Source organism: Cohnella sp. GCM10012308 (assembly GCF_042649185.1).
Classification (GTDB): domain Bacteria; phylum Bacillota; class Bacilli; order Paenibacillales; family Paenibacillaceae; genus Cohnella.
The window spans coordinates 93,957-120,521 of record NZ_JBHRYU010000029.1 but is presented as its reverse complement, the minus strand read 5'-3'; the positions used below and the strand labels follow the sequence as shown (position 1 = coordinate 120,521).

The following is a 26,565-nucleotide window of genomic DNA, read 5'->3' as shown; positions in this document are numbered from 1 at the left end:
CAATGCTTCCTTAACAATTCTAAGCCGTGTTTCTTCCTTTAACCTTTTTCCCATCCCGCTCATCTCCCTTATCCCTAGTTTAAAACATTGTAGGGAGGGACTCCAATTTGATTAGGGGGCCTAGGAGTATGTGCAGGTATATGCAAAGCGCAAGCCAAAAATCCGACTGCTGAAGGAAAATGCCTGTATATTTGCAGCTATTTTGTACAAATGGTTCCTGGTTGGCATAAAAAGATGTATATTTGCAGGCATTTCAACGACAGTACGACGCTGGCGGCGATACGCTGGCCCGTGAGAATGGCCGTCGGACGAGCCGTCGATAGACTTTCGCGCGACCCCGGATTCGGATCGGATAGATGCCTACACAAACTTGGACGGCGGCACGCGATAGTGTTTTTTGAACGCCTTGGAAAACGTGAACGGGTCGGGATAGCCGAGCAGACCGGCGATCTGCTGAACGGTGTAACTTTTTTGATAGATATACGCGCGCGCTCTGTTCATTTTTACTTGGAATAAATATTGTCCCGGCGTAATGCCAAGCGATTTTTTGAAATAGGAAATAAAATACTTCTCGGAAATTCCCACCAAGGCAGCCAGCTCGGCCATTTTAATCGGCTGGTGCAGATGGTCGTCGATATATTGGAAAATCGGCTGCAGCGTGTCCAGATTGCGTTCGGACCTTCGCGGCGATTGCCCCTTCAGGAAAGCGCCGGTATAGCGGTCTTGACCGTGCAGCTCGATGATTCTGGCGATGACCGCGGTCAGACCGGCCTTCAGGTACAAACGGCCGCCGGGCGTTCCTCCCCGCTCCGTCGTTCGTCCGAACGATGCAGCAAATAAACGTGATTCCTCTTGGATCAGCGTGTGTCTGACGATGCCTGATAACGGGAAGTCTTTCAGAATTCTTTGCTGTCCGCCGATCCCGTACTCGAAATGGATGTACATAAACCTGCAGCCCTCCGCCGGTGCGGAAGCCCGATAAGGAATCTGGGGGTAGAAGAACACGACGTCGCCTGCGCATGCCGTATGTTCGGTCCCATCGATTTGAATATGGACTTGCCCGGACTGAACGAACCAGAGATCGTAGTCGCTGTGCGTCTTGTGCTCGATCCAATCCCGCCCGTGATCCTCCTCGTTAAAGGAGTTGATCCGAATCGCGATCATCTCCGACAGCTCGTCGAAGATAGACATATCCGCCATGCCAAATCCCCCTATAAGACATTCTTATGAGAATCCCATTATATCACTGGTTCGATGGCCATCTAAATATCTTACTATTTGACATGAACCTCAAACCATCGCATATTCTCCATTTTCTCCGTTCTTTTATAATGAAGCCGTAACCTAATGGAGTTATCACCGAATGGGAGGTCCAAGTCTTGAGCGATTCAAACGAACGGCATCCGAAGGTCGTCGTCATTGGAGCGGGCAGTCTGTTTTTCGGGCGTCAGTCGATATGGCAGATGGTTCATTCCCCTTATTTGAACAGCGGAACGCTGGCCCTGGTGGATACGAACGAAGAGCGGCTGTCCAAGATGGTCCGGCTTGCTAGGATGGTGGCGCAGGAGAACGGCGTGACTCTGAAGGTGGAAGGATCGACGAATCGCCGGGAGGTGCTGGAGGGGGCGGACTTCGTCGTGCTCAGTTTTGCGGAAGACACGGTCAAGTACCGCGGCATCGACTGCGAGGTGTCGCTGAAGTACGGGATTCGCATGTGCTCGGGGGATACGATCGGGCCGGGCGGCATCTTTCGGGCGATGCGGGAGCTGCCTGTCATTATGGCGTGCGCCAAAGACATCGAAGCGCTGTGTCCCGACGCCTGGGTGATTAACTACATTAACCCGTCCACCGTTCACGGGATCGCGCTCAGCCGTTACGCGCCGAAGCTCAAGAGCTTCGCGCTGTGCGACAGCCATCATATGCCGCACAAAAAAGCGTATTACGCGGTTCGGGCGGGTATCATCGGGGATCCGGGCGAATTTAACGATGAGATCGACCGACAGTTCGACTTCCGCGTGGCGGGGGTCAATCACTTCACTTGGCTGGTAAAGGCGGAGCATGAGGGGAGGGACGTCATGGCCCGGATTGCCGAGTCGCTTCGGGCGTCGGCCGGCACGCAAAACGACGGCGGAGACAAGGGTGCCAAAGCGCTTTATAACGACGCCATTACGTACGAGCTGTACGATATCTTCGGCTATATCCCGACCTGTACGGCGCATACCAAGGAATACGTACGATTCTGGCAAGGCCTCGGCAAGACGAAGGACGCGATCCCGCCGCTGTCGATCTGGGAGACGGAGGACCGGTATTTGCGGCACGAGGAGATGTGGCGGCAGGTGGACGGCTTCCTGTCCGGCCGCTTGCCGATCGCGGACTATATGAAGTCGTTCGGTCCCGACCATGCCACCGACATCATTGAAAACATGGTGGGAAATCTGGGCAAACGCTTCTTCCTGAATACGTTGAACCGCGGCGCCGTTACCAACATGAACGACGATGCGTTTTTGGAGCTGCTCTGCGAAGTCGGGCCGGACGGGATCAAGCCGCTCCCGGTAGGCGAGATGCCTAGAGGAATCCGCGGCCTGCAGGAGCAAGTGTTGGACACGCACGAGCTGACCGCGGAAGCCGTCGTGGAGCGCAGCTATGCGAAGCTGCGCCGAGCGATGATGACCGATCCGCTCATCAGCTCGATTCACGACGCGGATCTGATCATCCGCGAGCTGCTCGCGCGGGAGCGGGATATGATTCCGGAGGAATGGTACGCGGAATAGGATATGGAGCGGACGAAGATAAGACAGGAGCTGGCTCATCAGTCATGAGATGACTGACGGGGCGGCTCTTTCGCTATCCCGGATAACGAATGTCCAAGCCGGCGCTCAGGTAAGTGTAGAAGGGGGCAGGCTAGCGGATAGGTGCCGCGGAGGCAAGAAGAGGTTCTGTTCAGAGCTTAATTGCCTTGACTGGTGCCGCGAAGGCACGAGGAGGTTCTGACCAGAGCTGCATTCACTTGTCTGATGCCGCGAAGCCACGGAGAGGTTCTATCTAGAGCTACATTGCCCTCGCTATGCTACCGTGTTGTTGATTTGCCGCAATGCCTGCAAATATACATCTTTTTCCGCCAATGTCGACCCCTTTTAGCAGGATAACTGCAAAAGCGCAGTTATTTTCCTTCATCAGCCGGATTTTCGGCTTGCGCTATGCATTTGCCTGCACATTTGCAGGTATTTCCTCCAGTGGCGCAAGCCAACGGAAAATACATGTACATATGCAGGTTTTTCCGCCAGCTTAGCATCGATAAGCTCCGTCATGCCGGAAGCGCGCCTACCTGTCACGAATCGCCGCCAAATCTACTTTTCTGAAACGAGCAAAAGCGTGCCAACCCTCCTAGGGTCGGCACGCTTTTGCAGTCTTAGGCTCGTCTAAGCGATGGAGCGTTCGCCCGGCAAGGGGCGCAGCGGCAAAGGCATAGCCCAGTCTACCGCCAAGAGCATAGGCCCTGGCTACCGCCAAGGTCATAGCCCCTGTCTACCGCCAAGAGCCAAGCGGATCCGCTAACCGTTCCCCGGTCAGGAGGATTTGTTCCGGTAATCTTGCGGCGTCAGGCCGTAATGCTCCTTGAACAGCTTGATGAAATACTGCGGCTTGTGATAGCCGATCGCCGAAGCGACGTCGCTGACCTTGAGGTCGGGCTGCTCGAGCAGCAGCTCGCGCGCCTGCTGCATGCGCGCTCTGTACAGATAATCGCTTATATTTTCGCTCATCTTGCTCTTGAACAGCGCGGACAGATACGCCGGATGCAGGCCGACATGGTCCGCCGCGGACTGGAGCGTGGCATCGGCGAGCCGTTCCGCAATGAACTGCTGCACCTTGCGGATGAGCGCGGCCTGCTCGTTGTTCCACTCGCTTTTCGTCATCTCCTGCAGCTGATCGAGCGTGTGCGCGACCCAGTCCTGGAGCTGGCGCATCTGCCGAAACCGGCTGGCGTCGCCGGGCTTGTCGGGCTCGGAGGGGAAGACGTCGTGGAGGCTGAGCCCGTTTTTGTGGGCAAAAAAGCTGAAGGCGCCCATCGCGTGATAATAAAGCTCGAGCAGCGTTTCCCGCGATTCCATGCCCTTGTCGGCCACCTCCTGGAAGACGACATCCCACTTCGAACGGATCGCTTCCCACTGGCCGATCTCGGACAGCTGTATGAACGTCGGCGACTCGTACAGGCTGTGAATGCGGTAGGGCATCTCGCGCGTGGCGGCGTCCTGCAGACGGATAAGCAGATCGGTCCCGCCGCCGAGCTGACGGGCGAACACGGCCAGCGAATCCCGGTACATGCCGCGCAGGCCGTGCGCCATGACCTGCCAGTCGCCCAGGACGACCGAGATGCTGCTCTTGAGAAATTGCCTGACGTGCTGCTGCAGCCGTGAGGCCAGATGCTCGAACGATTGCTGCCGGGCAAGCTCGGGCTGCGGATCCTGCGCCAGCCACGTCTCCTCCCGGACTTTGAGAATGAACACCTCGTACTCGTAGGCATCGCGGCCGTGCCAGACGTGGAACAGGTCCGAGAACGTCTCCTCCGCGATGTTCGCGACGGCGGAAGCGAGCAGGGACTGGTCCCGCCAGTTCAGCTCCTCCGCGGACGATTCGATGCGCAGGAGGCACATCGCCGTCAGGTCTCCCGGGCGAAACGGCAGATGATAATAAGCCAGCTTCTCCTCGAGCAGCTCGGGCGGCAGCTTGCGTCCTTGCAGCAGATCCGTCAGCAGCTTTTCCCTGAACAGCGGCATATGCTCGCGGACCACATCCAGGGCCTTCTGCTGCCTGCCGCGCTCGTCCCACTCGAGGCGCAGCGCCTCCGTCAACCGGCGTACCGTGCCGGCCAGCTCCTCGTGATCCACCGGCTTGAGCAGGTAGCCGTCGACCTGCTGCCGGATCGCCTCCTGCGCATAATCCCATTCCCCGTAACCGGACAGCAGAATGCTTTTAAAGTGCTTGTCGTATTTTTTAAGCTGCTGGATCAGCTCCAGGCCGGAGATGCCGGGCATGCGGATATCGGTGAGGACGATGTCGACGGGGCTGGTCTTGCAAAATTCAAGCGCCTCCTCGCCGGAAAACGCCTTGTGCACCTTGCCGATCCCCAGCTCCTGCCATGGCATGTTGCGTTCGAGACTGTCCACGAGGTGAGAGTGGTCGTCGACGATTAGGAGCTCATACATGCGTTCTCCCCCCATGGTTCGATTCCTTGCGACTCCTTGCCATTCCTTACGATTTATCGCGGTTCATTGCGGTTCATTGCAAACGTCTACTGCTTACGATACCACGGCAGCCGCGAGAGTGGCGCCTCAACTTGAAGCACTACGGGACCTTCGACGAGGCTGCCGTCATCGCCCAGCCAGCGGCCTTCCGGGAAATGCACGATTCTGGCCGTCTGTCCCTTGACGACGACCGGCGCGACGAGCATGTCCGAGCCGAGCAGGAACTGATCCTGTACAAGCTCGTAGCCTTGGCCGGGATACTCGAACGCCAGGCTGCGCAGGATCGGCAGGCCGTCGGCCGCCGCCTGGCGGGCGAGCGTCAGCAGCTCTTGCCCGAGCTCGGTCCGCAGCCGCACGGCGTCGAGGGACCAGGTCAGCTCGTCGCCGCTCAGCACGCGCCAGGGCGCCATGGAAAACTGCATGACCGGGAACAACGCTGCGCACTGGGCATACCGGACGAACAGCTCGCTGTCGAAGCGGAAGTCGGGGGAGTTGATGTCGCCGTCCATGCCGCCGCCGATCATATCCGGGCAGTTAAACGCGTAGCCGAGCAGCCCCTGCGCGATGGCGTTCGGGATCAGGCCGCCGAGCCCGCCTGCGTCCCAGGTATGCGTCTTGTCCCGCTGGCGCTGGATGAGCGCCTGACCGCCGAGCTTCCAGCACATGCGCAGCTCGACGAGCGAGTAGCCGACGCCGAGAGACGCGTAGGCCTCGCAGTCTTCGAGCAGGCGCAGCGGACGCGACCAGGCGACGGGCTGCGTCGTATCCGTCGCGCCCGGCAGGATCGGCTCGCCGGCGTCGAGCTTGAAGCCGTCCACGCCGTAGTCCGCGATCAGCCGGTCCATCTGCCGCCTGAACCAGGCCGCGCCTTCCGCCTTCGTATAGTCGATGACGGCGCTGTAGCCGTTCCACCACTGCCGGAGCACGGGCGCTCCGTCCGCGCCCGTCATGAGCAGCCCGCCGCTTCGGAGCTCCTTGAAGATCGTGCTGTCCGCGCTCACGTAAGGGCACATCCACAGCATCACCTTGAAGCCCATGCGGTGCAGCTCTGCGACCATGGCAGCCGGGTCGGGGAACCGGTGCTTGTCGAAGTCCCACATGCCATAGTCCTTCATCCAGTTGTCGTCGACGATGAGGATGCCCGGCGGCAGTCCGTTCGCCAGGATCGATTCCGCATAGCGAATGATCTTGTCCTGCGTAGGCGCATAGAACATCTCGATCCAAGTGCAGTATTGCGGCGCCGTGAAGGCAAGCGCATCGGGGATCCGGCCGGACGGCGGGAAATGCGAACTGCTGGCATGCATGTATGCGCCTTTGAGCGAACCGTGTCCTTCTTCCAGGATAACCTCGCCGGCGCCGGGCGAGACGGTCAGCCCATTTTCGTCTGCGCGAAAGGCGAAAGGTTCCTCGCTCCAGAGATATCTTCCTTGGCTGGATATAAGCAGGGGGGAGGCCTGATTGTCGTCCGTCATGCGCAGATCTCTCGCATGGACCGTTCGTCCGAACGGCATGGCGCCGCCTTCGTTGATAACGCCGCCCCACCAATATTCGCCGGGCAGTCCGGCGATCGAAATGTCGGTCATGGGTCATTTCTCCTTGTCTGTAACGGACGGATGCGGGCGGATGCCAGCTGTTTTTGCGTCCTTGATCAGCTGAGTTTTTGCTTCAGTTTTAATTATGCAGTCAACGCAAACGGCTGGAAAGAGGATCTAAAGAATGTGGCCGCAATCTTAAAATTGGGGCATATCAACGCGCAAATCCCGTGCTTTATGATGAGAGCGTCAAGAGCTCACGACGATCATCAGCCAAATACGAGGGGGATATCACGATGAACGTAACAAAGAAATCGAAAGCGGCTTCGGCGGCAGGCGTACTGCTCGTCGCTTCGCTGGCGCTGGCTGCCTGCGGCGGCAACTCGAATAACGGAGGCAACGCGGCTAGCAGCGCGCCGGCTTCGGCAGGGGGCGCTTCGAGCCCGGCGGCCAGCAAGCCGTCAGGCGGAGACGGCGGCAAAGCCGTCACGATCTCCTATACGATCTGGGACAAGAACCAACAGCCTGCCATGGAGGCGATCGCCAAGGCGTTCACCGACCAGAACCCGAGCATCAAGGTCAAGGTCGACGTCATCCCGTGGGGCGACTACTGGACCAAGATGTCCGCGGCCGCGCCGGCAGGCACGCTGCCCGACGTCTTCTGGATGCACGGCGGCCAGTTCATCAAGTACGCGACGGGCCAGTTCCTCGAGCCGATCACGGACAAGGTGCAGGCGGGCGAGATCGATCTGAACAATTACGCCTCGAACCTGGGCTCGATTTACACGCTCGACGGGCAGAACTACGGCGTTCCGAAGGACTTCGATACGATCGGCCTCGCTTACAACAAGGAGCTGTTCGATCAGGCAAGCATCCCGTATCCGGACGATACGTGGACTTACGAGAAGCTCGCCGAAGTGGCGAAGCAGCTCAGCCAGCCGGACAAGGGCATCTACGGCTTCGGCGCCAAGCTGGATACGCAAGCCGGCTATTGGAACGACATCCTTGCCAACGGCGGCCACATTCTGAACGACGACATGAGCAAATCCGGCTACGACGAGCCGGCCACCATCGAAGCGCTCAAGGCCCGCTACCAGCTGATCCTCGACAAGGCTTCGCCGACGCACCAGCAGATGACCGACACGGACGCGGTAGAGATGTTCAAGTCCGGCAAGCTCGCGATGATTTTCGACGGCTCGTGGGATAACGGCAACCTGGCCAGCAGCGACGTCATCAAAGGCAAGTACGACTGGGCGAAGCTGCCGAGCGGCAAGGTCAAGCGCGGCAACATCATCAACGGCCTCGGCAACGTGATGTCCGCTAAGGGCAAGCACAAGGAAGAGTCCTGGCAGTTCCTGAAGTTCCTGGGCTCGAAGGAAGCGGCCGACATCACGGCGCAAATGGGCGCGGCGATCCCGGCGTTCAACGGCACGCAGGACGCATGGGTGAAGTCCAAGCCGGACCTGAACCTGCAGGTGTTCATCGATCAGACGGCGGATGCGGTGCCTTATCCGAGCGGCTCCAAGTCGTATCCGGTCTGGTTCGCCAAGGAGAGCGAGATCATGTCCCAGGCATGGGGCGGCGCGATCTCGGTCGAAGAAGGCGCCAAGAAGGTCGCGGAAATGATGAATCAAGCGATCGCGGACGCGAAGTAAGCATCGTCTCAAAGAGGTAATATCGTCGAAGGCGATCCCGTTAGCGGGACGCCTTCGGCCATGATGGGGTGAAGGAAATGCATTCGAGAAGCAGATACGCATGGGCGTATATCATGATCGCCCCTACCTTGATCGGGACGCTGGTGTTCTGGCTGTGGCCGGCGATCTACTCGGTCTATCTGGGCTTCCTGAAGTCCGAAAATTTCGGCATGGACAATCACTGGGTGGGCCTCGCCAACTATGAGCGTTTGTTCAAGGACGACGAGTTTTGGCAGAACCTTCGCAACACGATGCTGTACGTCGTGCTGTTCGTGCCGCTGACGATCGTGCTGTCTACGTTTTTTGCCGTCCTGATGAATGCGAAGATCAAGGGCAGGTCCGCTTACCGGGTCATCTATTTTCTGCCGCAGGTCACGATGGCCGCCGCGGCCGCCATGGTATGGGTCATTATTTTCGCGCAGGACTACGGCCTGCTGAATTCCGCGATCGGCACGCATATCGCCTGGATCTCGGATAAACGGTTCGCCATGTACGCGCTTGTCATGGTAGGCGTATGGGGCGCGATCGGCTTCAACATGCTGCTGATCCTGGCAGGTCTCCAGGGCATCCCGCGTTCGCTGTACGAAGCGGCCGAGCTCGACGGCGCCGTCGGCTTCCGCAAGTTCCGCTATATTACGCTCCCGCTGCTGACGCCGACGCTGTTTTTTACGTCCATCGTGCTCGTCATCGGCGCCACGCAAATTTTCGACAGCATCTACCTGATCATCGGCAAGACGAACGTCGCGCTGCCTTCCGTGCGCTCCCTCGTTTACGCCTATTACCAGAATTCGTTTATCTACTACGATCAGAACTACGGGGCGGCGATCGTCAACATCCTGCTGCTCATCAACCTGATCCTGACCGGCTTCCAGTTCCTGATGCAAAAAAAATGGGTGGTTTACGACTGAGGAGGTACGAATATGAGCGGCGTCGCCTCTGCCAAGCGTAGAAGCAATATCGTCATTCACTTGATTCTCATCGCGGGAGCCGCCATCATGGTGCTTCCGTTCCTCTGGATGGTCCTCACGTCGCTCAAGACGACGACCGAGGCGACCCAGATTCCGATTCGACTGTTCCCTGCGGAGCCCAGCCTTCGCGGCTATAAGGATGCGCTCGCGCAGTCCCCTTTTCTGCACTACTACGCGAACACGCTGATGTCGGCGTTCATGAAGACGCTGTTTCCCGTCATTTTCAGCGCCATGGCGGCCTTCGCTTTCGCGCGCATTCGCTTCCCGGGCAGCGCCCTGTGCTTCTTCCTGATCATCTCGGTCATGATGGTGCCCAACCCGGTTTTTTACACGCCGCAATACATGATGATGAGCAAGCTCGGACTCGTCAACACGGTGACCGCGCTCTGGATCGCCTCGCTCGTCAGTCCGTTCGCGACCTTCTTGCTGCGGCAATTTTTCCTCGGCATCTCCAAGGAGCTGGAGGAGGCCGCCGTGCTCGACGGCTGCAATCCGTTCCAGATCTTCCGCCACATCATGCTGCCGCTCGTGAAGTCGGCGCTGGTGGCCATCGTCATCATCCAGCTGCTCTGGTCCTGGAACGACCTGCAATGGCCGCTCATCATCAACAGCTCGCCCGAGAAGCTGACGCTGTCGGCAGGACTTGCGACGCTCGTGTCGATGTTCGGCACTGACTATCCGGTGCTCACGGCCGGCGCGTTCATGGCCGTCATTCCGATGCTTGTCCTGTTCTTTATCTTCCAGCGGCGGTTCATCGAGGGCGTCGCGTTCAGCGCCAGCAAGGGCTGAGGCTGATTGGCGCCAGGGAAGGTTGCTCAGTTGGCGCAATTGTTCAGGCGGCTGGCAGGATTATTGCAATCCTGGCAGCGCCTGTGCGCCGCGAGGGACTTCCAGCTTCTAAAGACACATTGAAAAGCTCGCGCGCTAACTAGCTGTAACCGCAAAAAGTGAGCTTGGAGCGGCGGAAGTCCCTGAACATGGGGCTGTAAGCGCAAAATGTGAGCTTGCGGCGAAGAAGCTCGGCTGTAAGCGAGGAAAGCACGGCTACAGCACGGTGCGGACTTGTGAATACGGCTGTAAGCGAGAAATTTGAGGTTACAGCACAAATGCCCGGCTGTAAGCGAGGAAAGCGCGGTTAAAGCGCGGCGCGGACGTGTGAATACGGCTGTAAGCGAGAAATGCACGGCTACAGCGCACCGCATGCTCGAATCTCTACAAGTGCTCGAATCACTACAGTGCTCGAATCTCTACAGTGCTCGAATCTCTACAAGTGCTCGAATCTCTACTAAACGGTTTGCTCGGAAAAGAAGGGAGGAGGGTCGTCAGGCCCGCCGGCAAGCCCCTTTAAGCAATTGTGGTAACGCTATCATTGGTAAAAACCAATCCAGGAGGTTTCCGATGAATCCATTATCGGCCCATCAGATTCGAAAATCGTCATTCAGCGTTTTTCTCGCGATGTGTTTGCTCTTAAGCACCGTTCTGGCGAATACCGCGCCAGGCAGCGCCCGTGCCGCAGGCCCCGATCCGACGCGCGTGCCGGTCAATCCCTATCCGAGCCCGGTGGCGGACAGCGCGCTGGCCAAGCACGATCTGACGGCTGCGCCAAGTCCGCTGGCCAATCCGCTCAAAGGCTTCGCCCCGTTTTATCCGTGGGACAACGAGGCTTCGCTTCCCCACAGCCTCGAGTGGTTCTACGTGCCGCTCAAGGCGGTCATGAGCGGACCGAATTCCTTCACGTTCGACGCGGGGATCGAGCCGCAGCTGAATGCCATTGCCGCACGCGGCAATCAGGCGGTGCTTCGCGTCTATCTGGAATATCCCGGCGAAGCCGACGCGATCCCACAGTTCATGCATGACGACGGCATCGCGATTCGTCACAACGATGCCTTCAATCAGGACGAACCCGATTACGACGATCCGCGCATGGTCACGTATTTGACCAACTTCATTCATGCGTTCGGCGCCAAGTACGACGGCGATCCGCGCATCGGCTTCATCCATATGGGCCTCGTCGGCTTGTGGGGCGAGTGGCATACCTGGCCGTACGACTCGGATACGAGCAGCGACAGCTATCCGGACCATATGCCGAATGCCACGACGATCAACGCCATTTTTAACGCCTACGACACGGCCTTTAATCACACTAAATTAGAGGTCCGCAATCCCGGCCTGCCGGGCGCGGGCGATTACGACATCGGTTATCATGACGACTCGTTCGGCTATAAGGAAGGGGATCCGCTGCAGAGCGTGACCCAGCCGGAGAGCATGGGCGGCGCCTACTATTCGTTCATGACGCAGATGCTGGATGCCGGCTCGGAGAACAAGTGGATCACGGAATCGATCGGCGGCGAGGTCCGTCCGGAGATTCAGGACCGTTTCTTCAGCGGCGGTACCGACGTCGACGACGCGATCGACGATATCGAGCTCGCCCATGCGACTTGGATGATCAATCATAAAGGCGTCGGCGGCTACAGTGCGAGCGATGCCAAGGTGGCTGCGGGTATCCGCAAGATGGGCTACGATCTGAACGTAAAAAGCGCTTATTACAACAATGTGGCGCAGGGAGCTCCGCTTAAAGTCGGCGTTGCGATCCAGAATAACGGCGTTGCGCCGTTCTCCTACCCCTGGAAGGTACAGCTGGGCGTCAAAAACGCGTCCGGCAAGCTGGTCAAGCAGTGGGACACGTCCTGGGATATCACGAAGGTCCAGCCTTCGGAGATCCGCACGTATCCGGAATGGAACGTAGATGGCAATCCGAAGTACGTGCCGTTCGGCGAGCCGTATTATTTTGATACGACCATCAACGATCCGGCCTTAAGCGACGGCTATTATTACCTGGTCATGAAAGTCGTCAATCCGCTCGAGGCCATCAGCAGCAAAGCGAAGCAGGTCGGATTCGCGAATACGAATCAGGACAAGGAAGGCTGGCTCAATCTCGGTACGGTGTTGATGGGGAACTGCGCGTCGCCATGCACGCAACCGCCGACAACGCCTCCGCCTCCGCCGACGAAGCTGCTCGTCGATAATTACGACGGGACGCCGGCCTGGTCGGCCAGCACGCAGAACGATCTGAATCAATGGACCGGCTCCAGCAACTTCGCGAACGGCAGCGGCGCGGGCGTCGTTGAAGACGGCGCGCTCATCCTTCAATATCAGAATATGTCCCGGTTAGAAACGAATATCGGCCGCAATCTGGCAGCTACGAGCAAGCTCGTCATTCGGGCGAAAGGCGCCGTCGGCGGCGAAGAAAGCCAGGTCAACCTCACGATCGGCGGCGTTACGAAGACGCTCGGCCAATTTAGCGGCGACACCATTACGACAAGCTATAAAGATCTCGTCATCGATCTGCCTGCAAAAGGCGTGGATCTGTCGCAGACGATCTGGAGCCTCGCCCTCGCGCAAGCGACCTGGAATACGACGGGCACCATTTATATCGATGAAATTTACTTCACGGACAAATACGAATCGGATACGGAGACAGGCGGCAACGGAAACGGTCCGGACACGCCGACGAATCCGGGCGCCGGCACGGCTGGGCTGATCGAAGACTTCGAGTCTTATGCGGACGATACGGCCATCAACCAAGCATGGACGGAAGCCTGGTCCGACAAGCCGGGCTCGGTGACGAGAGCGCTCGGCCTAACGAGCGGCAGCAAGGGCCTCAAGCTGTCCGTCGCCACCGCGGATTCGGAGTGGGCGAATATCATCCATGCGATCCCTGAAGGCAAGCGGGATTGGTCCCGATACGACGGCTTAAGCTTTTGGATCAACAACACGACGAGCGACAGCAAGGACTTCAGCTTAAACGTTGCGCTCGAAACGCCTGTTGCGAACGGGGAGTTCGGGTTAAAGGACGGCGGATCGGCCCTGACGCTCGCCGCGGACGGAAGCTGGCGCAAGGCGGCGTTTAACGGCGCTTCGCTGAACGTTCCGGCAGGCTTCAGCGGCGTCGTCAGAATCCCTTGGGATCAATTCGTTCAAGCCGCCTGGCAGTGCGACGGCGATCAGACGTCATGCGCGGCCGCGCTGGACACGAGCGAGATCGACGGACTCCAGTTCGGCTTCCCGCCCAAGGGCTACACGCACAATGTCGTCACGATCGATGACATTGCGCTCTACCGGGCAGACTTCAGCCTGGACAGCTTCGATACGTATGTGGACGATGCCGCGCTGCAGAACGTCTGGAAGATCGATTGGGAGGACGGCGATCCATCCGTGCTTCGGACGCTCGACAAGGTAAACGTGGCGAACGGTACGCAGGCGATGAAGTTCTCCGTCTCCCCGACGCCTGGCAAGTCTGCGTCCAATTGGATCAATATCAAGCGTGCGGCGTTTACCGGGACGGATACGGACTGGACGGACTACGACGGTCTTACCTTTTGGGTGAACAACGCGTCGCCGAGCAGCAAAAGCATGGATCTGAACGTAGCGTTGGTTACGGACGCGTCGAAAGGCGAGTTTTCCTTAAAAGCCGGCGGCGCCGTCAAGTTCTATAACGCTGCGGACGGCTGGAAGACGACCACCCTGGGCGGAGGTTCGCTGTCGATCGCCGCAGGCTACAAGGGCATGGTCCGCATTCCTTGGGACGCCTTTTCCCAATCGTCCTGGCAGGGCTGCGGCGCTTGCGACGCCGCATTCGACAGAAGCAAGGTGCTGCAAATTCAGTTCGGCTTCGGCCCGGCCAGTCAATCGGACAATGTCCTCACGATCGACGCGCTCGGCTTGTATGCGCTGGCGGGCAGAACGAGCGGCGGCGACGGAGGTCCTTCCGGACCTGAGCCTGTCGACCACCCGAGCGCGCCGGCATGGGCGACGGCAGAGGGAACGCACGCACTCACATATAGCCAGGCACCCGTAGATAATCCGCTCAAGGGCTTCCTTCCTTTCTACGATGCGTCCGAGGAAGCGTACTTCACGGCAGGCGACGATTGGAGAGACCGTCCGACCCAACTGCCGTACAGCATGGAGTTCTTCTATCTGCCGCTGAGCAAGCTGATGAACAACCTGAACGACTTCGATTGGACAGAGCTGGACAAACGGCTGGAAGCGGTGGCGGCCAGAGGCAATCAGGCGGTGTTCAGAGTGTATCTGGACTATCCGAACAAGCCTTCGGGCATCCCGCAATTCCTGATCGACGAAGGTCTGAAGACGTTTGCCTATGAAGGCTACGACAACGGCAAGGATGCCACGAGCCTGGCGCCCGATTACAACGACGAACGCTTGATGGGCGCTTTGGACAATTTCATCGGCGCGCTTGGCGCGCGTTATGACGGCGATCCCCGGATCGGATTTATCATGATCGGCTTGATCGGCTTCTGGGGCGAGTGGCACACGTACCCGTATGACGGGAATTTAAAGTCGCCGAACCTGATGCCGACCGACGCCAACCTGAAGCGCGTGCTGACCGATATGGATCACGCGTTCGACAGCACCCAGCTCGTGCTGCGGTATCCGATGGACAACAGCACGCTCAAGACGACGAATTTCGATGTCGGCTATCATGACGATTCGTTCGCGTTCCAGACGCTCCCGCCGAGCCTCGGCGGACAAAGCTGGCATTTCTGGGGCCGCATCAAGGATGCGTCGGCCACGGAATTCTGGAAAAAGAACGGCATGGGCGGGGAGATGCGGCCCGAAATTCAAGTGAAAATGTGGAACAACGATCCGCCGCGCTACAATGAGCCGTCGACGCCGATCGAAGGCGCGCAGGGCGAGGATTATTACACCAGCCTGAATCTGACCCATGCTTCCTGGCTGATCGCGCAAGGCATCTTCCAGACGCCGCTGGACGCCGAAGCGCTGGCAAGAGCGACGGAAGGCTCGCGCAAAATGGGTTACGAGTATTATGTGCCGACGGCTTATCTGGATGCGGCTGACGGCAACCTGAAGGTCGGTGTAGAAGTCGAAAACAAAGGCGTAGCCCCCTTCTACTATAACTGGAAGGTCGAGCTCGCCGCGCAAACGGAAACCGGCATCGTGAAAATCTGGGAGCCGGGTTGGGATCTGAAAGACCTGCTGCCGAATACGAACGGCTTCGACGGCAACAAGCTGTTCGAGTCGACGAACAATCCGGCGCTGGGCAACGGAAGCTATCAGATTCTGATGCGTTACGTAAATCCGCTCGAGCAGGTCAATGCGGACGCCAAGCCGTTCCAGTTCGCGAATGCCGAGCAACATGACGGCGGATGGCTGAATCTGGGCAGCGTCGTCGTGACAGGCAGCGCGGCCGAGGCGCCGGTACGGGTAACGAGCTTAACGGCTGCGACGGCAGAACAGCTGAAGTTGACGCCGGGCAAGAGCGCGCAGATCAGCGTCGCCGCCGCGCCAGCAGCAGCAAGCAACGCGAGAGTCGTATGGTCCTCGTCAGACCCGGCAGTGGCTTACGTTTCTGCCGCGGGCTTAGTCAAGGCTGTCGGCAATGGACAGACGGTAATTACGGCTAAGACGTCGGACGGCAACTTCGCGAAGCAGTTCCAGGTTACCGTATCCTCGGGATCCGAGCCGGAGACCAACCCGCCTTCCGGCGGCACGACCGTGACGCCTGCGACACCGGCGCCGGAGCAGACGAAGGATGGCGTCAAGCTTGGGCAGGACGCAGTGAAGACGACGCAAACCAAAAATGCGGACGGCGTCGCCGAGACGACGGCAACGATCGATGCGAAGCGGCTTAAAGAGGCCTTCGATGCGCTCGCGAAGCAAGCGTCGGCGACCTTGAACGCGGTCACGATCGACGTGAAAAACGACGGCGGCAGCGTGAAGGCAGAGATTCCGTCGTCCGCGCTGATCGATGCCGCGGGCAAACTGCCGGGCGCGTCGATCGTCGTGCAGACGGATTCGGGAAGCTACAAGGTGCCTGTCTCCGTTCTGGGACTGACTTCGATGGCGGAAAAGCTGGGCGTAAGCGTCGATGCGATGACCATCAGAATCGAAATTAACAAAGTGGCAGGTGAGGCGGCGGAGCGGTTGTCCGCACAGGCAGCCAAGGATGGACTGACCTTGCTCGCCCCTGCGCTGGCATACGACATATATGCGGAAGCGAACGGAAAATCCGTCGAGATCGCCGATTTCGGCAGCACCTATGTCGAGCGGACGATCGGCCTGTCGGGAACGGTGGATCGTGCAATAACGACAGCCCTGCTGTACGACCCGGCTGCAGGCACTTTCCGTTTCGTACCGGCCGTCTTCCAGACAAGCGGCGACCGTACGGAAGCCGTTATCAAACGGAACGGGAACAGCATCTATACGGTGGCGACCGGCAGCAAGACGTTCGACGATCTCAACGGCCACTGGGCCAAGGCGGATATCGAATCGCTCGCTTCGAAGCGGATCGTGAGCGGAGCTTCGTTGAACCGCTTTTCGCCCAATCAATCGATCACGCGCGCGGAATTCGCGGCCCTGCTCGTTCGTTCGCTCGGATTAAGCGCTCCGGCTGCGGCAGCTTCGTTCAGCGACGTCGCCGAATCGGACTGGTATAACAATGCGGTCGAACAGGCGGTAAATGCGGGTATCATCGAGGGCTATCAAGATGGTACATTTAAGCCGAACGACCGGATCACCCGCGAACAAATGGCGGTCATGCTGTCCAGAGCGCTCAAGTATGTGGGACAATCCGCGGCAGCGGGCGACGCCGAGGAGACGATTCTTGCGAAGTACGCGGACCAGGGCGCGATCGGCGCTTGGGCCAAACCGGCCGTCGCTCAGCTGCTTGCCGCCGACATCATGCAAGGAAGATCGGCAACGACGATCGATCCTGCCGCGAATGCGAGCAGAGCCGAAGCGGTCGTATTGCTCGAACGGTTTTTACAGCTCGTTCAATTTATGAACTGAATGTTTGGAGCCTCGGCAGGATTCTGCCGGGGCTTTATACAATTGAATGGTATCGATGCTTTTTTACCGGGGGAGACAGGCTGAGGTGAAAACAGTAAATCGCATTTTTTTATTCTGTTCGATGATCGCGTGGGTCATAATGGCCTCGTCCTGCAAGGGCATACCGGGGCTTGGCGGCTCCGAAGGCAACAACGGCACGGAAGCGTCGCAGCCCTATGTCACGCTAAGCATGATCATGCCGGGGGACGAGTCGGGGCGCATGCGGGAGTTCGTCGACAACGAGCTGAACGCGCGCTTGAAGCAGGAGCTCAACATCAAGCTGGAATTGACGTATATTCCCTGGGCGGATTATCAATCCAAGGTCGAGCTGGCGCTGTCCACGGGCGAGAACTACGACTTGTTTTGGTACGGCATGTCGTTCGTGTCGGATTACAAGACGAAGGGCTACATCCAGCCGCTGGATACGCTGCTTCGGACGTACGGCAAGGATCTGACGGCGAACATCCCGGCGGATAACTTCAAGCAGTACGAGATGGACGGCAGCCTGTGGGCGATTCCTTCCCAGGCGTTTACCTCTGCCGGCAAATTCACGTCGGTGATGGTGCGCCAGGATCTGCTCGAGTCGGTCGGCATGAAGGATATCCGGACGATCGCCGATCTAGAAGCGTTTTATACGAAAATGCATGCGCGGGATCCGAGGTATTACGGGTACTTGGAAAACGATCGCGGCCAGGATGTCCTGTGGCGAGAGCTGTCGGATGAGCCGCTCACCTTCCTCGATGAAAATCAGATGTTCGCCGTCAACGAGAATACGGGCGCGCTGGTCGATTACCTCGAATCCGATCTGTACAAGAAGGTCGCGCAGGTACGCAAGCGTTGGGTGGACATCGGCGTGATCGACAAACGCCTCGCCGGCAACAAGGCGGCCAACATCGATCAGGAGGACGCGGGCAGGCTGCTGTTCCGGGTGGGCGCCGTCTCCCGGGCGATGGAGAACCTGCAGACGGTGCAGAACGCGGACCCCGATGCCAAGCTGAGAGAATATTACTTGGCCCCGGAGAAGCCGAAATACATCGTCGCGCCCTCCAACGAGGCGTATATGATTCCGGCCAAGGCGCTTCATCCCGAGCGCGCCATGCAGTTCATGAATTGGATTCTTGAGAGCAAGGAGCACTACAACTTCATTATCTATGGCGTGGAAGGCAAGGATTATCGGATCGAGAACGACAAAATCCAGCTGCTCACGAACGACCAGTTCATGTACGAGTGGATGTGGCGCAACAAAAACTACTTCATGCCGACGACCAATGTGGACGATTCCGTCGTGGAGGATATGCTGCATAACGACGACAACGCGAGAGTCTCCCACATATTCGGCTTTCATTTTAACCAGGAGCCGGTCAAAAAAGAGTACGCCAAAGTGCTCGCGGTCTACAACGAAAAGTTCCTGCCGATCAACCTGGGCATCGTCGGTTACGATCAGGCGTTTCCGGGCTCGATGGAGGCGCTGAAAAAAGCGGGATACGATAAGGTTTGGGAAGAATTCAAGCGACAGTACGCGGATTTCCGGGCTGCACAGACCTCCCGCGCGGATCAGGAGGAATCGGAGTGAAATCCAGCATTTTCACCAATATGGTACTCGCTTTGCTCCTGCTGCTGACGCCGATCATCGCGCTGTATGCCTACTCGAACCATACGAGCTCCAGCGTCCTGACAAGGGAGATCGTGAAGGCGAAGCGTACGCAGGTCGAGACGTTCGTTGGACAACTCGGTCAAATGTTCGCGCAATACGATTCCTATCAAAAGATGCTGTACGAGAGCACGGAAGTCCGCAATCTGGCCTATCCGGACCTGCTGGACGACGATCTGCTCTACTATCGCACGCTAAAGACCGTATCCGAGGAAATCAGCAGGCTGGCGGGCTACGGGAGGTGGAAGGGCATCATCGCGGTCGTCTACCCGAAGACGGGCGTGGTGATCAAGAGCAATTCCAGCCTGGGCGCCGTGCCTGCGGAGCTGCCGGACAAGGATGGCTTCTGGAGCTACCGGACGAATCCGAAGGGGAATTCCTATTTCATAGAGACGATCTCCAATCCGGCCAAGAGCGCGAGAGAAGAAGAGGCGGATCTGACTGTCGTCGCCAAAGTTGACGAAGGCGAGATCAAGAGCGATCTGTCCGAGATGAAGAGCAACGGGCTGGAGGATCCGTTTTTGTACAAGCCGGGCGATACCCCGATCTATAACTATACGGCGAATCAGGCTCTGATCCAGGAGATGCTGCCCGAGCTTGACCCGGCGGGCGCCGACGGCGAATTCGAGCCGCTGCTCATCCGGACGAGCGGGGGCACGTACCAGGTGCATATGGACATGGTGCAGCCGCTGGGCTGGTACCTGGTGGACTACGTGCCGATCGACACGATTATGGCCCCGATCAAACGCAGCCAGACGATGTTCTACTCGATCAGCGGCATGATGCTGTTCATGGCTTGCATCCTGAGTTTCCTGCTGTACCGGAGCATCCGTATTCCGTTCCGCAAGCTGATGCAGGGCATGAACTTTATCGAGAAGGGCATCTATACGAGCCGGATGAAGGACCCTCCGAAGGGGGAATTCCGCTATGTGTATCAAAAGTTCAACTCGATGGCCGCGAGAATCGAAGAGCTGATTGAGGACGTGCTGAAGGAACAGATCCGGACGAAGGAGGCGAACGTCAAGCAGCTGCAGTCGCAGATCAATCCGCATTTCCTCTACAACACGCTGGCGTATATCAAGAGCATGGTGGAGCTTGAGGAAAAGGAAGCGGCCGTCTCGATGACGATGAACCTGAGCAGGTATTACCGCTATACGACCAAGCTGAGCAGCAGCTTTGCGACCATTCAGGAAGAGCTGAATCTGATCGAAAATTATTTGGACATCCACCGCATGCTGACGGACGACTTCGAGTACGAGATCGATATCGATCCGGCGATGTTGAAAATGGAGATCCCCCGCCTGTCGCTGCAGCCCTTGATCGAGAACGTAATCGTACATGCGTTCCGCAAGCCCGTCAAGTACGGGACCGTCCGCATCCGGGGCACGCTGGAGGAGGGCGGCATCGCGCGGCTGTCGGTCGACGACAACGGCACGGGCCTCGCGCCGGCGCAGCTGGAGTCGCTGCAGACGAAGATTCGCACGGCGCCGAGCGATCAGATCGACTCCGGCTTGCAGAACGTTCACCAGCGCCTGATGCTGCTGTTCGGCAAAAGCTCCGGGCTGTTCCTCAGCCAATCGGAGCGGGGCGGGCTGTGCGCGGAGTTGATCTGGCAGGTGCAGGAGGATGAGGAAGCGGAGTGAGGGCGGTCGTTGGGAGGTCGGCGGGAGAAGGTCGGAAGAGTCGGAGAGCGTCGGGAGAGCGTCGAGAGAACGTCGGGAGAGCGTCGGGAGAACGTCGGGAGAGCGTTAAGAGTTGTTGAGAGATCGATTACAGACGGACCGAGGAGCCGCTATTGGGTTGAATTTGCGCCAAAAATGATCGGTTGCGGACAACAGTTCCGTTATCCTCACCTGTAACTCCGGAAACTCGCTTGTTTAACTTCGTTAACGAACCCTGTGTCCGCAACATCGCCGATAGCCATGATTTTGAGTAAATAACGCATCCAGTGTCCGGCTGCGTCGGCCGCGAAGACAGCATCGCCTCTTGTGCAGGAGGCGATGAGCCTTTGGCGGTCCGCAAATTCGGCATCGCCTCTCGTATAGAAGGCGATGAGCGTTCCGGGGTCCGCGAATTCGGCATCGCCTCTCATATAGAAGGCGATGGGCCTTTTGCGGTCCGCGAATTCGGCAACGCCTCTCATATAGGAGGCGATGGATCCTCCTCGGCTTCCCGCGAGTCGAAAAACTCAATATCGAGTTAGTTTCAGAGCTTGGTTGGCGGGGAAGCCGATACGACGGATATAGAGTTACTCTACGATCTAGGCACAGTACTACCAGCACTGCCCCACACCCGCCAAATGGCTGTCTCGAAGGTCGTAAAGCGACCTGGGAGACAGCCTTTACTTTTGTTTGCCGGCCCACGCCCGACCCTGGAAAAACCAATCTAAAAAAGATGGCTCCGATCTTAAAATCGGGGCCTATCAGCATGCAAAACGCGTGATTTATGATGAGATCGTAAGCGCTTACGAAGGCGCTATCCCGTCCGCGTCAGTCTGCATGCATGCATGGTTATCGGGATGCAGCGGAGACGTGGCCGCGATGAGAGGGGGCGAGGAGCAGGGACGGCGGGCAGGCTCGCCGGTCGCTTCAGCAACATATCCCATGCGAACAGGAGTGAACGATGTAATGTCGAACGCACGACTCGCAAGACCCGCAAAGCCGGTACTCATCCTGATGGCTTTTGTCCTGATCGGCACGATGCTGCTTATGAATTTTCGGCTGCAGCACGCCGCCGCTTCGGGAGAATGGCAGACCCAGACGTACGACCAGAATAAGCCGGGGCTGGAGCAAAATCCGCTGAAGGGATTTTTGCCCTTTTCCAAGCAGCCTTCGGAAAGCGTCGATCCGAACAACAGCTTCCCGCACAGCATGGAATGGTTCTACGTGTCGCTGCGGGATCTCATGACCGGCTCCAACACTTACAACTGGGCGCCGCTGGACGCCTATCTGAACGATATCGCCAGCCGGGGCAACCAGGCTGCGTTCCGCGTCTACGTCGACTATCCGGGACGCACGACCGGCATCCCGCAGTTTCTGATCAACGGCGGTCTATTGACGCGCGATTACGACCAGAACGGCAACCACGACACGTCGACGCACAGCCTGGCGCCCGACTGGAACGACGCCAACCTGAACACGGCGCTGCGCCAGTTCGTCGCCGCGCTCGGCGCCCGTTACGACGGCGATCCGCGGATCGGCTTCGTGACGACGGGATTGTACGGCTTCTGGGGCGAGTGGCATACGTGGCCCTACAATTCCGCCCCGAACGACTGGCAGATGAACCAGTCGAACATGGACGGCTTGCTGACCGCATTTAAAAACGCGTTCAGCACGACACAGGTGCTCGCGCGTTACCCCTATTCCGCGAGCACATCGACGCTGAAAAACGCCTTCGGCTACCATGACGATTCGTTCGCCTGGGAGACGCTGACCCAGACGACCTGGGATTTCTGGAGCCTGATTACCCAGAACAACCTGCAGAACATCTGGCAGACGCATCCGATCGGGGGCGAGCTTTATCCGCCGCTCCAGCAGGACGCGAACTTCTGGCAGACCTGGCCCAACCAGAACGGCCAGAACTTCCAGACCTCGGTCGAGACGACGCACGCCTCCTGGCTCATGTACGACAAGGTTTACAAGTCGACCCTCCCGAGCGCGACCGCCACGGCCAATGCGCTTCGGGCGCACAAGATGCTGGGCTATACGCTGTACAACTCCGGCGTGCAGCTGCCCGATTCGCCGGCTTCCTCGCTGACGGTCAACGTCAAGCTGCAGAACAAGGGCGTGGCGCCGTTCTACTACAACTGGCCGGTCGAGTTCGGCGTGTTGAACGCCTCTGACGTCTGGGTCAAGTCGCTCGGCACGGCGAACTGGAATCTGAAAAGCGTGCAGCCGGGCGGCGCGGATTATAGCTTTACGTTCAGCTCGAGCCACAATCTGGCTGCCGGCGATTACAAGCTGGTCATGCGCGTCGTCAACCCGCTGTCGAACGGCAAGACGCTCCGCTTCGCGAACACGCGGCAGGATGCGAATCGCAGCGGCTGGCTGACGCTGTCGGGCTTCCATGTCACCGCAAGCGCCACGACGTCCACGACGCTGGCCGATCCGCCATTAACCGGCGGCGCTACGCCAACTCCGACTCCAACTCCAACGCCGACGCCAACGCCAACAGCAACGCCAACAGCAACGCCAACACCGACGCCGACCGGTACGACCTCCTATGAAGCGGAGGCTTCGGGCAACACGCTCGTCAGCCCGGCTGCCGTCTCGAGCTGCACGACCTGCTCCGGCGGAAGCAAGGTCGGCTACTTGGGCAATGGCAGCGGCACGCTGCGGTTTAACGGCGTCACGGCGCCTTCCGCGGGCGATTATACGCTGACGATCTACTACCTGAACGGAGACGCGAGCCGTTCGGCCTCGCTCAGCGTGAACGGCGGCGCGGGCACGTCGATCAGCTTCCCGAGCTCCGGCGGCTGGACGACGGTAGCGGCAAAGACTGCGACCGTGCATCTGCAAGCGGGTGCCAACACGCTGCTGTTTTCGCAGCCGACCGGCTATGCGCCTGATATAGACCGCATCGTCGTGAGTACCAGCGGCGGAGGGGGCGCAACGCCGCTTATCTTCGACAACTATGACAACGTGGCCCAGTATAATACGCTGCTGAAAAACGATATGGGAGGCGGTTATTGGGGAGACGGCAGCATCTCGAGCAACGGCTCCGAGCTGACGCTCAGCGGGGTCACCTGGTGGGACTCCACCTTCAGCGCAGCCGAGGCGAACGTCAATCTGTCCGCTTACACCTACCTCGTATACGTCGTGAAGAGCGCTACGAACGGCGCCTCGTTTAACGTTACGATGTGGGATGCAGGCGGGTCCAAGGGGACGAAGACCGTCACCGCTACGACTGCCTATCAGACAATCCGCATCCCGCTGGCCGACTTCACGGGTTTCGACAAAGCGACGGCCATCAAGTTCAAGCATAGCGCGTTCACGGGCAACTTTACGATCGACGAGATCCGGTTCGAATAGCGATCTGAATGCGTCCGTTTCCATTGCGAAGCGGACCACAGACCCGCTATTTCAACAAAGCCGTTCGATTTGGAACGCCACGCGGACCCAGAATCCGCTATCTTCGGGTAGTGGCGTGAAAACGGGCGGTTTAGGAGGGAATAACGGCACTGGGGTCCGCGGAGTGTGATAACTGCAGGTAGATCGCTACAATAGCGGATCGTATGTCCGCAATCAAAAAGGCCGGCGCGCGACTCACCCGCGTACCGGCTTTTTGCGGTCGGAATCGCGCCACTTCTTGCGAATCCCAAGCCAATTACAGGCTTCTCCCCAGCAGCGTTCCGACTTGCTGCGCCATGACGCGCGGCGGATGGGGCATGCCGTTTTTAATCCACCATTCAATGATGCCGACATAGGCGGTGCCGGCATACTGGAGCATGACATCGTCCGTCAGGTCCGTATTTTTGCCGCTGTCCCGGTCGATCTCGCACTTGAAGCCTTCCATAAACGAGGTCAGCAGCCGGGTCCTAAACGAAGACGGAGCCCCTTTGCTGGCCAGCATGGTCGAGAAGAACAAATAGTTTTGCTCGAAGTATTCAAAATAAGGGACGAGCGCGTCCTTCCATTCCAGCTCGCACGCCCATTCGTCCATTTCGCCCATTTCATTCAGGTGCGATTCGATGAGCTGATCCAGCAGATCGAATTTGTCCTGATAATGGAGATAAATGGTCCCGCGATTGACGTTGGCCCGGTCCGCGATCTCCTGAATGGTAATGTCGTCGAAGTTTTTTTCGGTCATCAGCTCGATGACGGCCTTTTTCAAAGCCTCCTGCGTCTTCGCGATTCTCCGATCCACTTTAACCATCGTCGCTCACCCAGCTTTCCAACATACTTGACACATTTCGCTGATGTGTTCATCTTTGAACAGATCCTGTCGGATTGACCATTGAAGCCGGCGAATCAGACTATATAATAATAGACATGAGTTGACTAATCAAATCGGTTCGATTAGGTTGTGGAGAAGAAAGCAACTCGAACGGAGGGGCGCACATGGAGATCAGAAGAGCGGGGGAGCAGCCTTCAGGCAAAGGACCTTCCGATTATTTTACCGGCACGGTACGTATCGATCCGCTATTCGAAGCAGCCGATCCGGCACGGGGAGCCGGCGCCAACGTGACATTCGAGCCGGGGGCGCGGACCGCATGGCATACGCATCCGCTCGGTCAGACGCTGATCGTGACGGCGGGTTATGGACGGGTGCAGCGTTGGGGAGGCGAGATCGAGGAGATCCGTCCCGGCGACGTCGTCTGGTTTCCGCCCGGCGAGAAGCACTGGCATGGCGCTTCGCCGACGACGGCGATGACGCATATCGCCATTCAAGAGCGGCTGGACGGCAAAGCGGTCGAGTGGTTGGAGCATGTGAGCGACGAGCAGTACGAGGGTTAAGGCGTCTCGCACGTGGCGCCAAGAGAAAACGAGGGACGGCGATCAGCCGTTCCTCGTTTTTTCTTACGCGGCGCCTTGCGTTAAGTTATAAATAAAGTGGTGGGCAAAACTTCCGGCGCAGGGGGCGAAGAGATGAGAGAAGTAACGGTATACCATTATGATGCGTTTAGCCGTATTCCGAATAAAGGAAATCCGGCTGGCATCGTACTGGACGGTGACATGCTTACGGACGAGCAAATGCAAGAAGCGGCCCGGAAAGTTGGATTTAACGAAACAGCCTTCCCGCTTCCTTCCGATGTAGCAGATTTGAGAATCCGCTATTTTACGCCGGGGCATGAGATCAATCTCTGCGGACACGCAACGATGGCGACGCTATATGCGTTAAAAACGAGGGGCATGTTGGGCGAAAAGCGTGACTTGACGATCGAAACGAGAGCGGGCATCCTGCCGATGCATTTTGATGCCACAGATGCAGTAAGCAAATTTGATATCACAATGAGGCAGGCTACTCCTCAATTTCAGGCGTTCAAGGGTTCGCTAAAAGAGCTGGCCCTTTCGATGGGAATCGACGAGCGTGACATAGAGACACAATGGCCGACCGTCTACGGCAGCACGGGCATCTGGACGCTGTTGGTTCCAATCAAGAACCTGTCCGCATTTGAACGAATGAAGCCCGACAACAAACAGTTCCCTTTCATTTTAAAGGAGAAACCTAACGTCTCTGTCCATCCCTTTTGCTTTGAGACTTACGATTCCCGCGCCCACATGCATGCTCGCCACTTTTCGTCGCCGTTTTCCGGAACGGTAGAGGACCCCGTCACAGGCACGGCCTCGGGCGTCATGGGCGCTTACTATGCGAGATATATAAAGCCGGCGCCCGAACTAAACCTCCTGATTGAACAAGGTCAGGAGCTAGGAAGAGATGGAATTGTGAAAGTCACCGTAATTAACGGAGAGCAAATCGATATTACGGGCACAGCCGTGTATGTAAAAGAATTTCGAATTTCGATATAGGGATTCACAAGAAGAGTTACGCGGTGGAATATAATTTGCATTCGAAAAGATATGCCGAATGTTCGGTCTAGGGCAAATCGTCGGTTCTCCGCAACCGGTATCCGAAGGGTATCTGCATCAAATGTTTTGCCTGGAGACGGAT

Annotated in this window: 14 protein-coding genes; 10 read left to right on the top strand and 4 right to left on the bottom strand. The window is 58.1% G+C overall.

Going from position 1 to position 26,565, the window contains the following annotated elements:
- Nucleotides 1-360: 360 nt before the first annotated feature.
- On the bottom strand, nucleotides 361-1,200 hold the full coding sequence (locus tag ACFOTD_RS25530; protein ID WP_378122770.1) for a helix-turn-helix transcriptional regulator: 840 nt from the start codon (nucleotides 1,198-1,200) through the stop codon (nucleotides 361-363).
- Nucleotides 1,201-1,379: 179 nt separating this feature from the next.
- Here ACFOTD_RS25530 and ACFOTD_RS25525 point away from each other — a divergent pair, with 179 nt between their 5' ends.
- Nucleotides 1,380-2,771: a family 4 glycosyl hydrolase gene (locus tag ACFOTD_RS25525; RefSeq protein WP_378122769.1), complete on the top strand. Its 1,392-nt coding sequence runs from the start codon at nucleotides 1,380-1,382 to the stop codon at nucleotides 2,769-2,771.
- A 795-nt stretch (nucleotides 2,772-3,566) separates the two neighbouring features.
- On the opposite strand, the gene ACFOTD_RS25520 is transcribed toward ACFOTD_RS25525, so the two are convergent.
- Together ACFOTD_RS25520 and ACFOTD_RS25515 are read right to left on the bottom strand one after the other, a co-directional pair.
- Nucleotides 3,567-5,204, bottom strand: a complete 1,638-nt coding sequence (locus tag ACFOTD_RS25520) for a response regulator (protein WP_378122768.1) — start codon at nucleotides 5,202-5,204, stop codon at nucleotides 3,567-3,569.
- An 86-nt stretch (nucleotides 5,205-5,290) separates the two neighbouring features.
- The gene (locus ACFOTD_RS25515; RefSeq protein WP_378122767.1) at nucleotides 5,291-6,826 is read right to left on the bottom strand and encodes a glycoside hydrolase family 31 protein; all 1,536 of its coding nucleotides are present in this window, start codon (nucleotides 6,824-6,826) and stop codon (nucleotides 5,291-5,293) included.
- 245 nt (nucleotides 6,827-7,071) lie between these two features.
- Between ACFOTD_RS25515 and ACFOTD_RS25510 the strand changes: the two genes are divergently transcribed.
- The 7 genes from ACFOTD_RS25510 to ACFOTD_RS25480 all read left to right on the top strand — a co-directional run bounded on the left by ACFOTD_RS25510 (nucleotide 7,072) and on the right by ACFOTD_RS25480 (nucleotide 23,984).
- Nucleotides 7,072-8,430 carry an ABC transporter substrate-binding protein gene (locus ACFOTD_RS25510; protein WP_378122766.1) on the top strand — a complete coding sequence of 453 codons (1,359 nt, stop codon included), beginning with the start codon at nucleotides 7,072-7,074 and terminating at the stop codon, nucleotides 8,428-8,430.
- 77 nt (nucleotides 8,431-8,507) lie between these two features.
- On the top strand, nucleotides 8,508-9,377 hold the full coding sequence (locus ACFOTD_RS25505) for a carbohydrate ABC transporter permease (protein WP_378122765.1): 870 nt from the start codon (nucleotides 8,508-8,510) through the stop codon (nucleotides 9,375-9,377).
- Between the two features lie 12 nt (nucleotides 9,378-9,389).
- On the top strand, nucleotides 9,390-10,226 hold the full coding sequence (locus tag ACFOTD_RS25500; protein ID WP_378122764.1) for a carbohydrate ABC transporter permease: 837 nt from the start codon (nucleotides 9,390-9,392) through the stop codon (nucleotides 10,224-10,226).
- Nucleotides 10,227-10,835: 609 nt separating this feature from the next.
- Nucleotides 10,836-17,264 (top strand): S-layer homology domain-containing protein, encoded by a 6,429-nt coding sequence (locus ACFOTD_RS25495; RefSeq protein ID WP_378122763.1) that lies wholly within the window; start codon nucleotides 10,836-10,838, stop codon nucleotides 17,262-17,264.
- An 85-nt stretch (nucleotides 17,265-17,349) separates the two neighbouring features.
- Nucleotides 17,350-18,876 carry an ABC transporter substrate-binding protein gene (locus tag ACFOTD_RS25490; protein WP_378122762.1) on the top strand — a complete coding sequence of 509 codons (1,527 nt, stop codon included), beginning with the start codon at nucleotides 17,350-17,352 and terminating at the stop codon, nucleotides 18,874-18,876.
- Nucleotides 18,873-20,597, top strand: a complete 1,725-nt coding sequence (locus tag ACFOTD_RS25485) for a sensor histidine kinase (protein WP_378122761.1) — start codon at nucleotides 18,873-18,875, stop codon at nucleotides 20,595-20,597. The genes ACFOTD_RS25490 and ACFOTD_RS25485 overlap by 4 nt, the downstream gene beginning before the upstream one ends.
- A gap of 984 nt (nucleotides 20,598-21,581) precedes the next feature.
- The gene (locus tag ACFOTD_RS25480) at nucleotides 21,582-23,984 is read left to right on the top strand and encodes a DUF4832 domain-containing protein (RefSeq protein WP_378122760.1); all 2,403 of its coding nucleotides are present in this window, start codon (nucleotides 21,582-21,584) and stop codon (nucleotides 23,982-23,984) included.
- 295 nt (nucleotides 23,985-24,279) lie between these two features.
- On the opposite strand, the gene ACFOTD_RS25475 is transcribed toward ACFOTD_RS25480, so the two are convergent.
- Complete coding sequence (locus ACFOTD_RS25475) at nucleotides 24,280-24,828, bottom strand: TetR/AcrR family transcriptional regulator (RefSeq protein WP_378122759.1); 549 nt, start codon at nucleotides 24,826-24,828, stop codon at nucleotides 24,280-24,282.
- A 185-nt stretch (nucleotides 24,829-25,013) separates the two neighbouring features.
- Between ACFOTD_RS25475 and ACFOTD_RS25470 the strand changes: the two genes are divergently transcribed.
- Nucleotides 25,014-25,409 (top strand): (R)-mandelonitrile lyase, encoded by a 396-nt coding sequence (locus tag ACFOTD_RS25470; protein WP_378122758.1) that lies wholly within the window; start codon nucleotides 25,014-25,016, stop codon nucleotides 25,407-25,409.
- A gap of 132 nt (nucleotides 25,410-25,541) precedes the next feature.
- Nucleotides 25,542-26,423, top strand: a complete 882-nt coding sequence (locus ACFOTD_RS25465; protein WP_378122757.1) for a PhzF family phenazine biosynthesis protein — start codon at nucleotides 25,542-25,544, stop codon at nucleotides 26,421-26,423.
- Nucleotides 26,424-26,565: the final 142 nt, after the last annotated feature.

Excerpts from the sequence above, each read along its gene's own strand:
- ACFOTD_RS25520 (WP_378122768.1), bottom strand. The coding sequence starts at position 5,204 with ATGTATGAGCTCCTAATCGTCGACGACCACTCTCACCTCGTGGACAGT.
- ACFOTD_RS25515 (WP_378122767.1), bottom strand. The coding sequence starts at position 6,826 with ATGACCGACATTTCGATCGCCGGACTGCCCGGCGAATATTGGTGGGGC.
- ACFOTD_RS25500 (WP_378122764.1), top strand. The coding sequence starts at position 9,390 with ATGAGCGGCGTCGCCTCTGCCAAGCGTAGAAGCAATATCGTCATTCAC.
- ACFOTD_RS25470 (WP_378122758.1), top strand. The coding sequence starts at position 25,014 with ATGGAGATCAGAAGAGCGGGGGAGCAGCCTTCAGGCAAAGGACCTTCC.
- ACFOTD_RS25510 (WP_378122766.1), top strand. The coding sequence starts at position 7,072 with ATGAACGTAACAAAGAAATCGAAAGCGGCTTCGGCGGCAGGCGTACTG.
- ACFOTD_RS25530 (WP_378122770.1), bottom strand. The coding sequence starts at position 1,200 with ATGGCGGATATGTCTATCTTCGACGAGCTGTCGGAGATGATCGCGATT.
- ACFOTD_RS25495 (WP_378122763.1), top strand. The coding sequence starts at position 10,836 with ATGAATCCATTATCGGCCCATCAGATTCGAAAATCGTCATTCAGCGTT.
- ACFOTD_RS25465 (WP_378122757.1), top strand. The coding sequence starts at position 25,542 with ATGAGAGAAGTAACGGTATACCATTATGATGCGTTTAGCCGTATTCCG.
- ACFOTD_RS25480 (WP_378122760.1), top strand. The coding sequence starts at position 21,582 with ATGTCGAACGCACGACTCGCAAGACCCGCAAAGCCGGTACTCATCCTG.
- ACFOTD_RS25475 (WP_378122759.1), bottom strand. The coding sequence starts at position 24,828 with ATGGTTAAAGTGGATCGGAGAATCGCGAAGACGCAGGAGGCTTTGAAA.
- ACFOTD_RS25505 (WP_378122765.1), top strand. The coding sequence starts at position 8,508 with ATGCATTCGAGAAGCAGATACGCATGGGCGTATATCATGATCGCCCCT.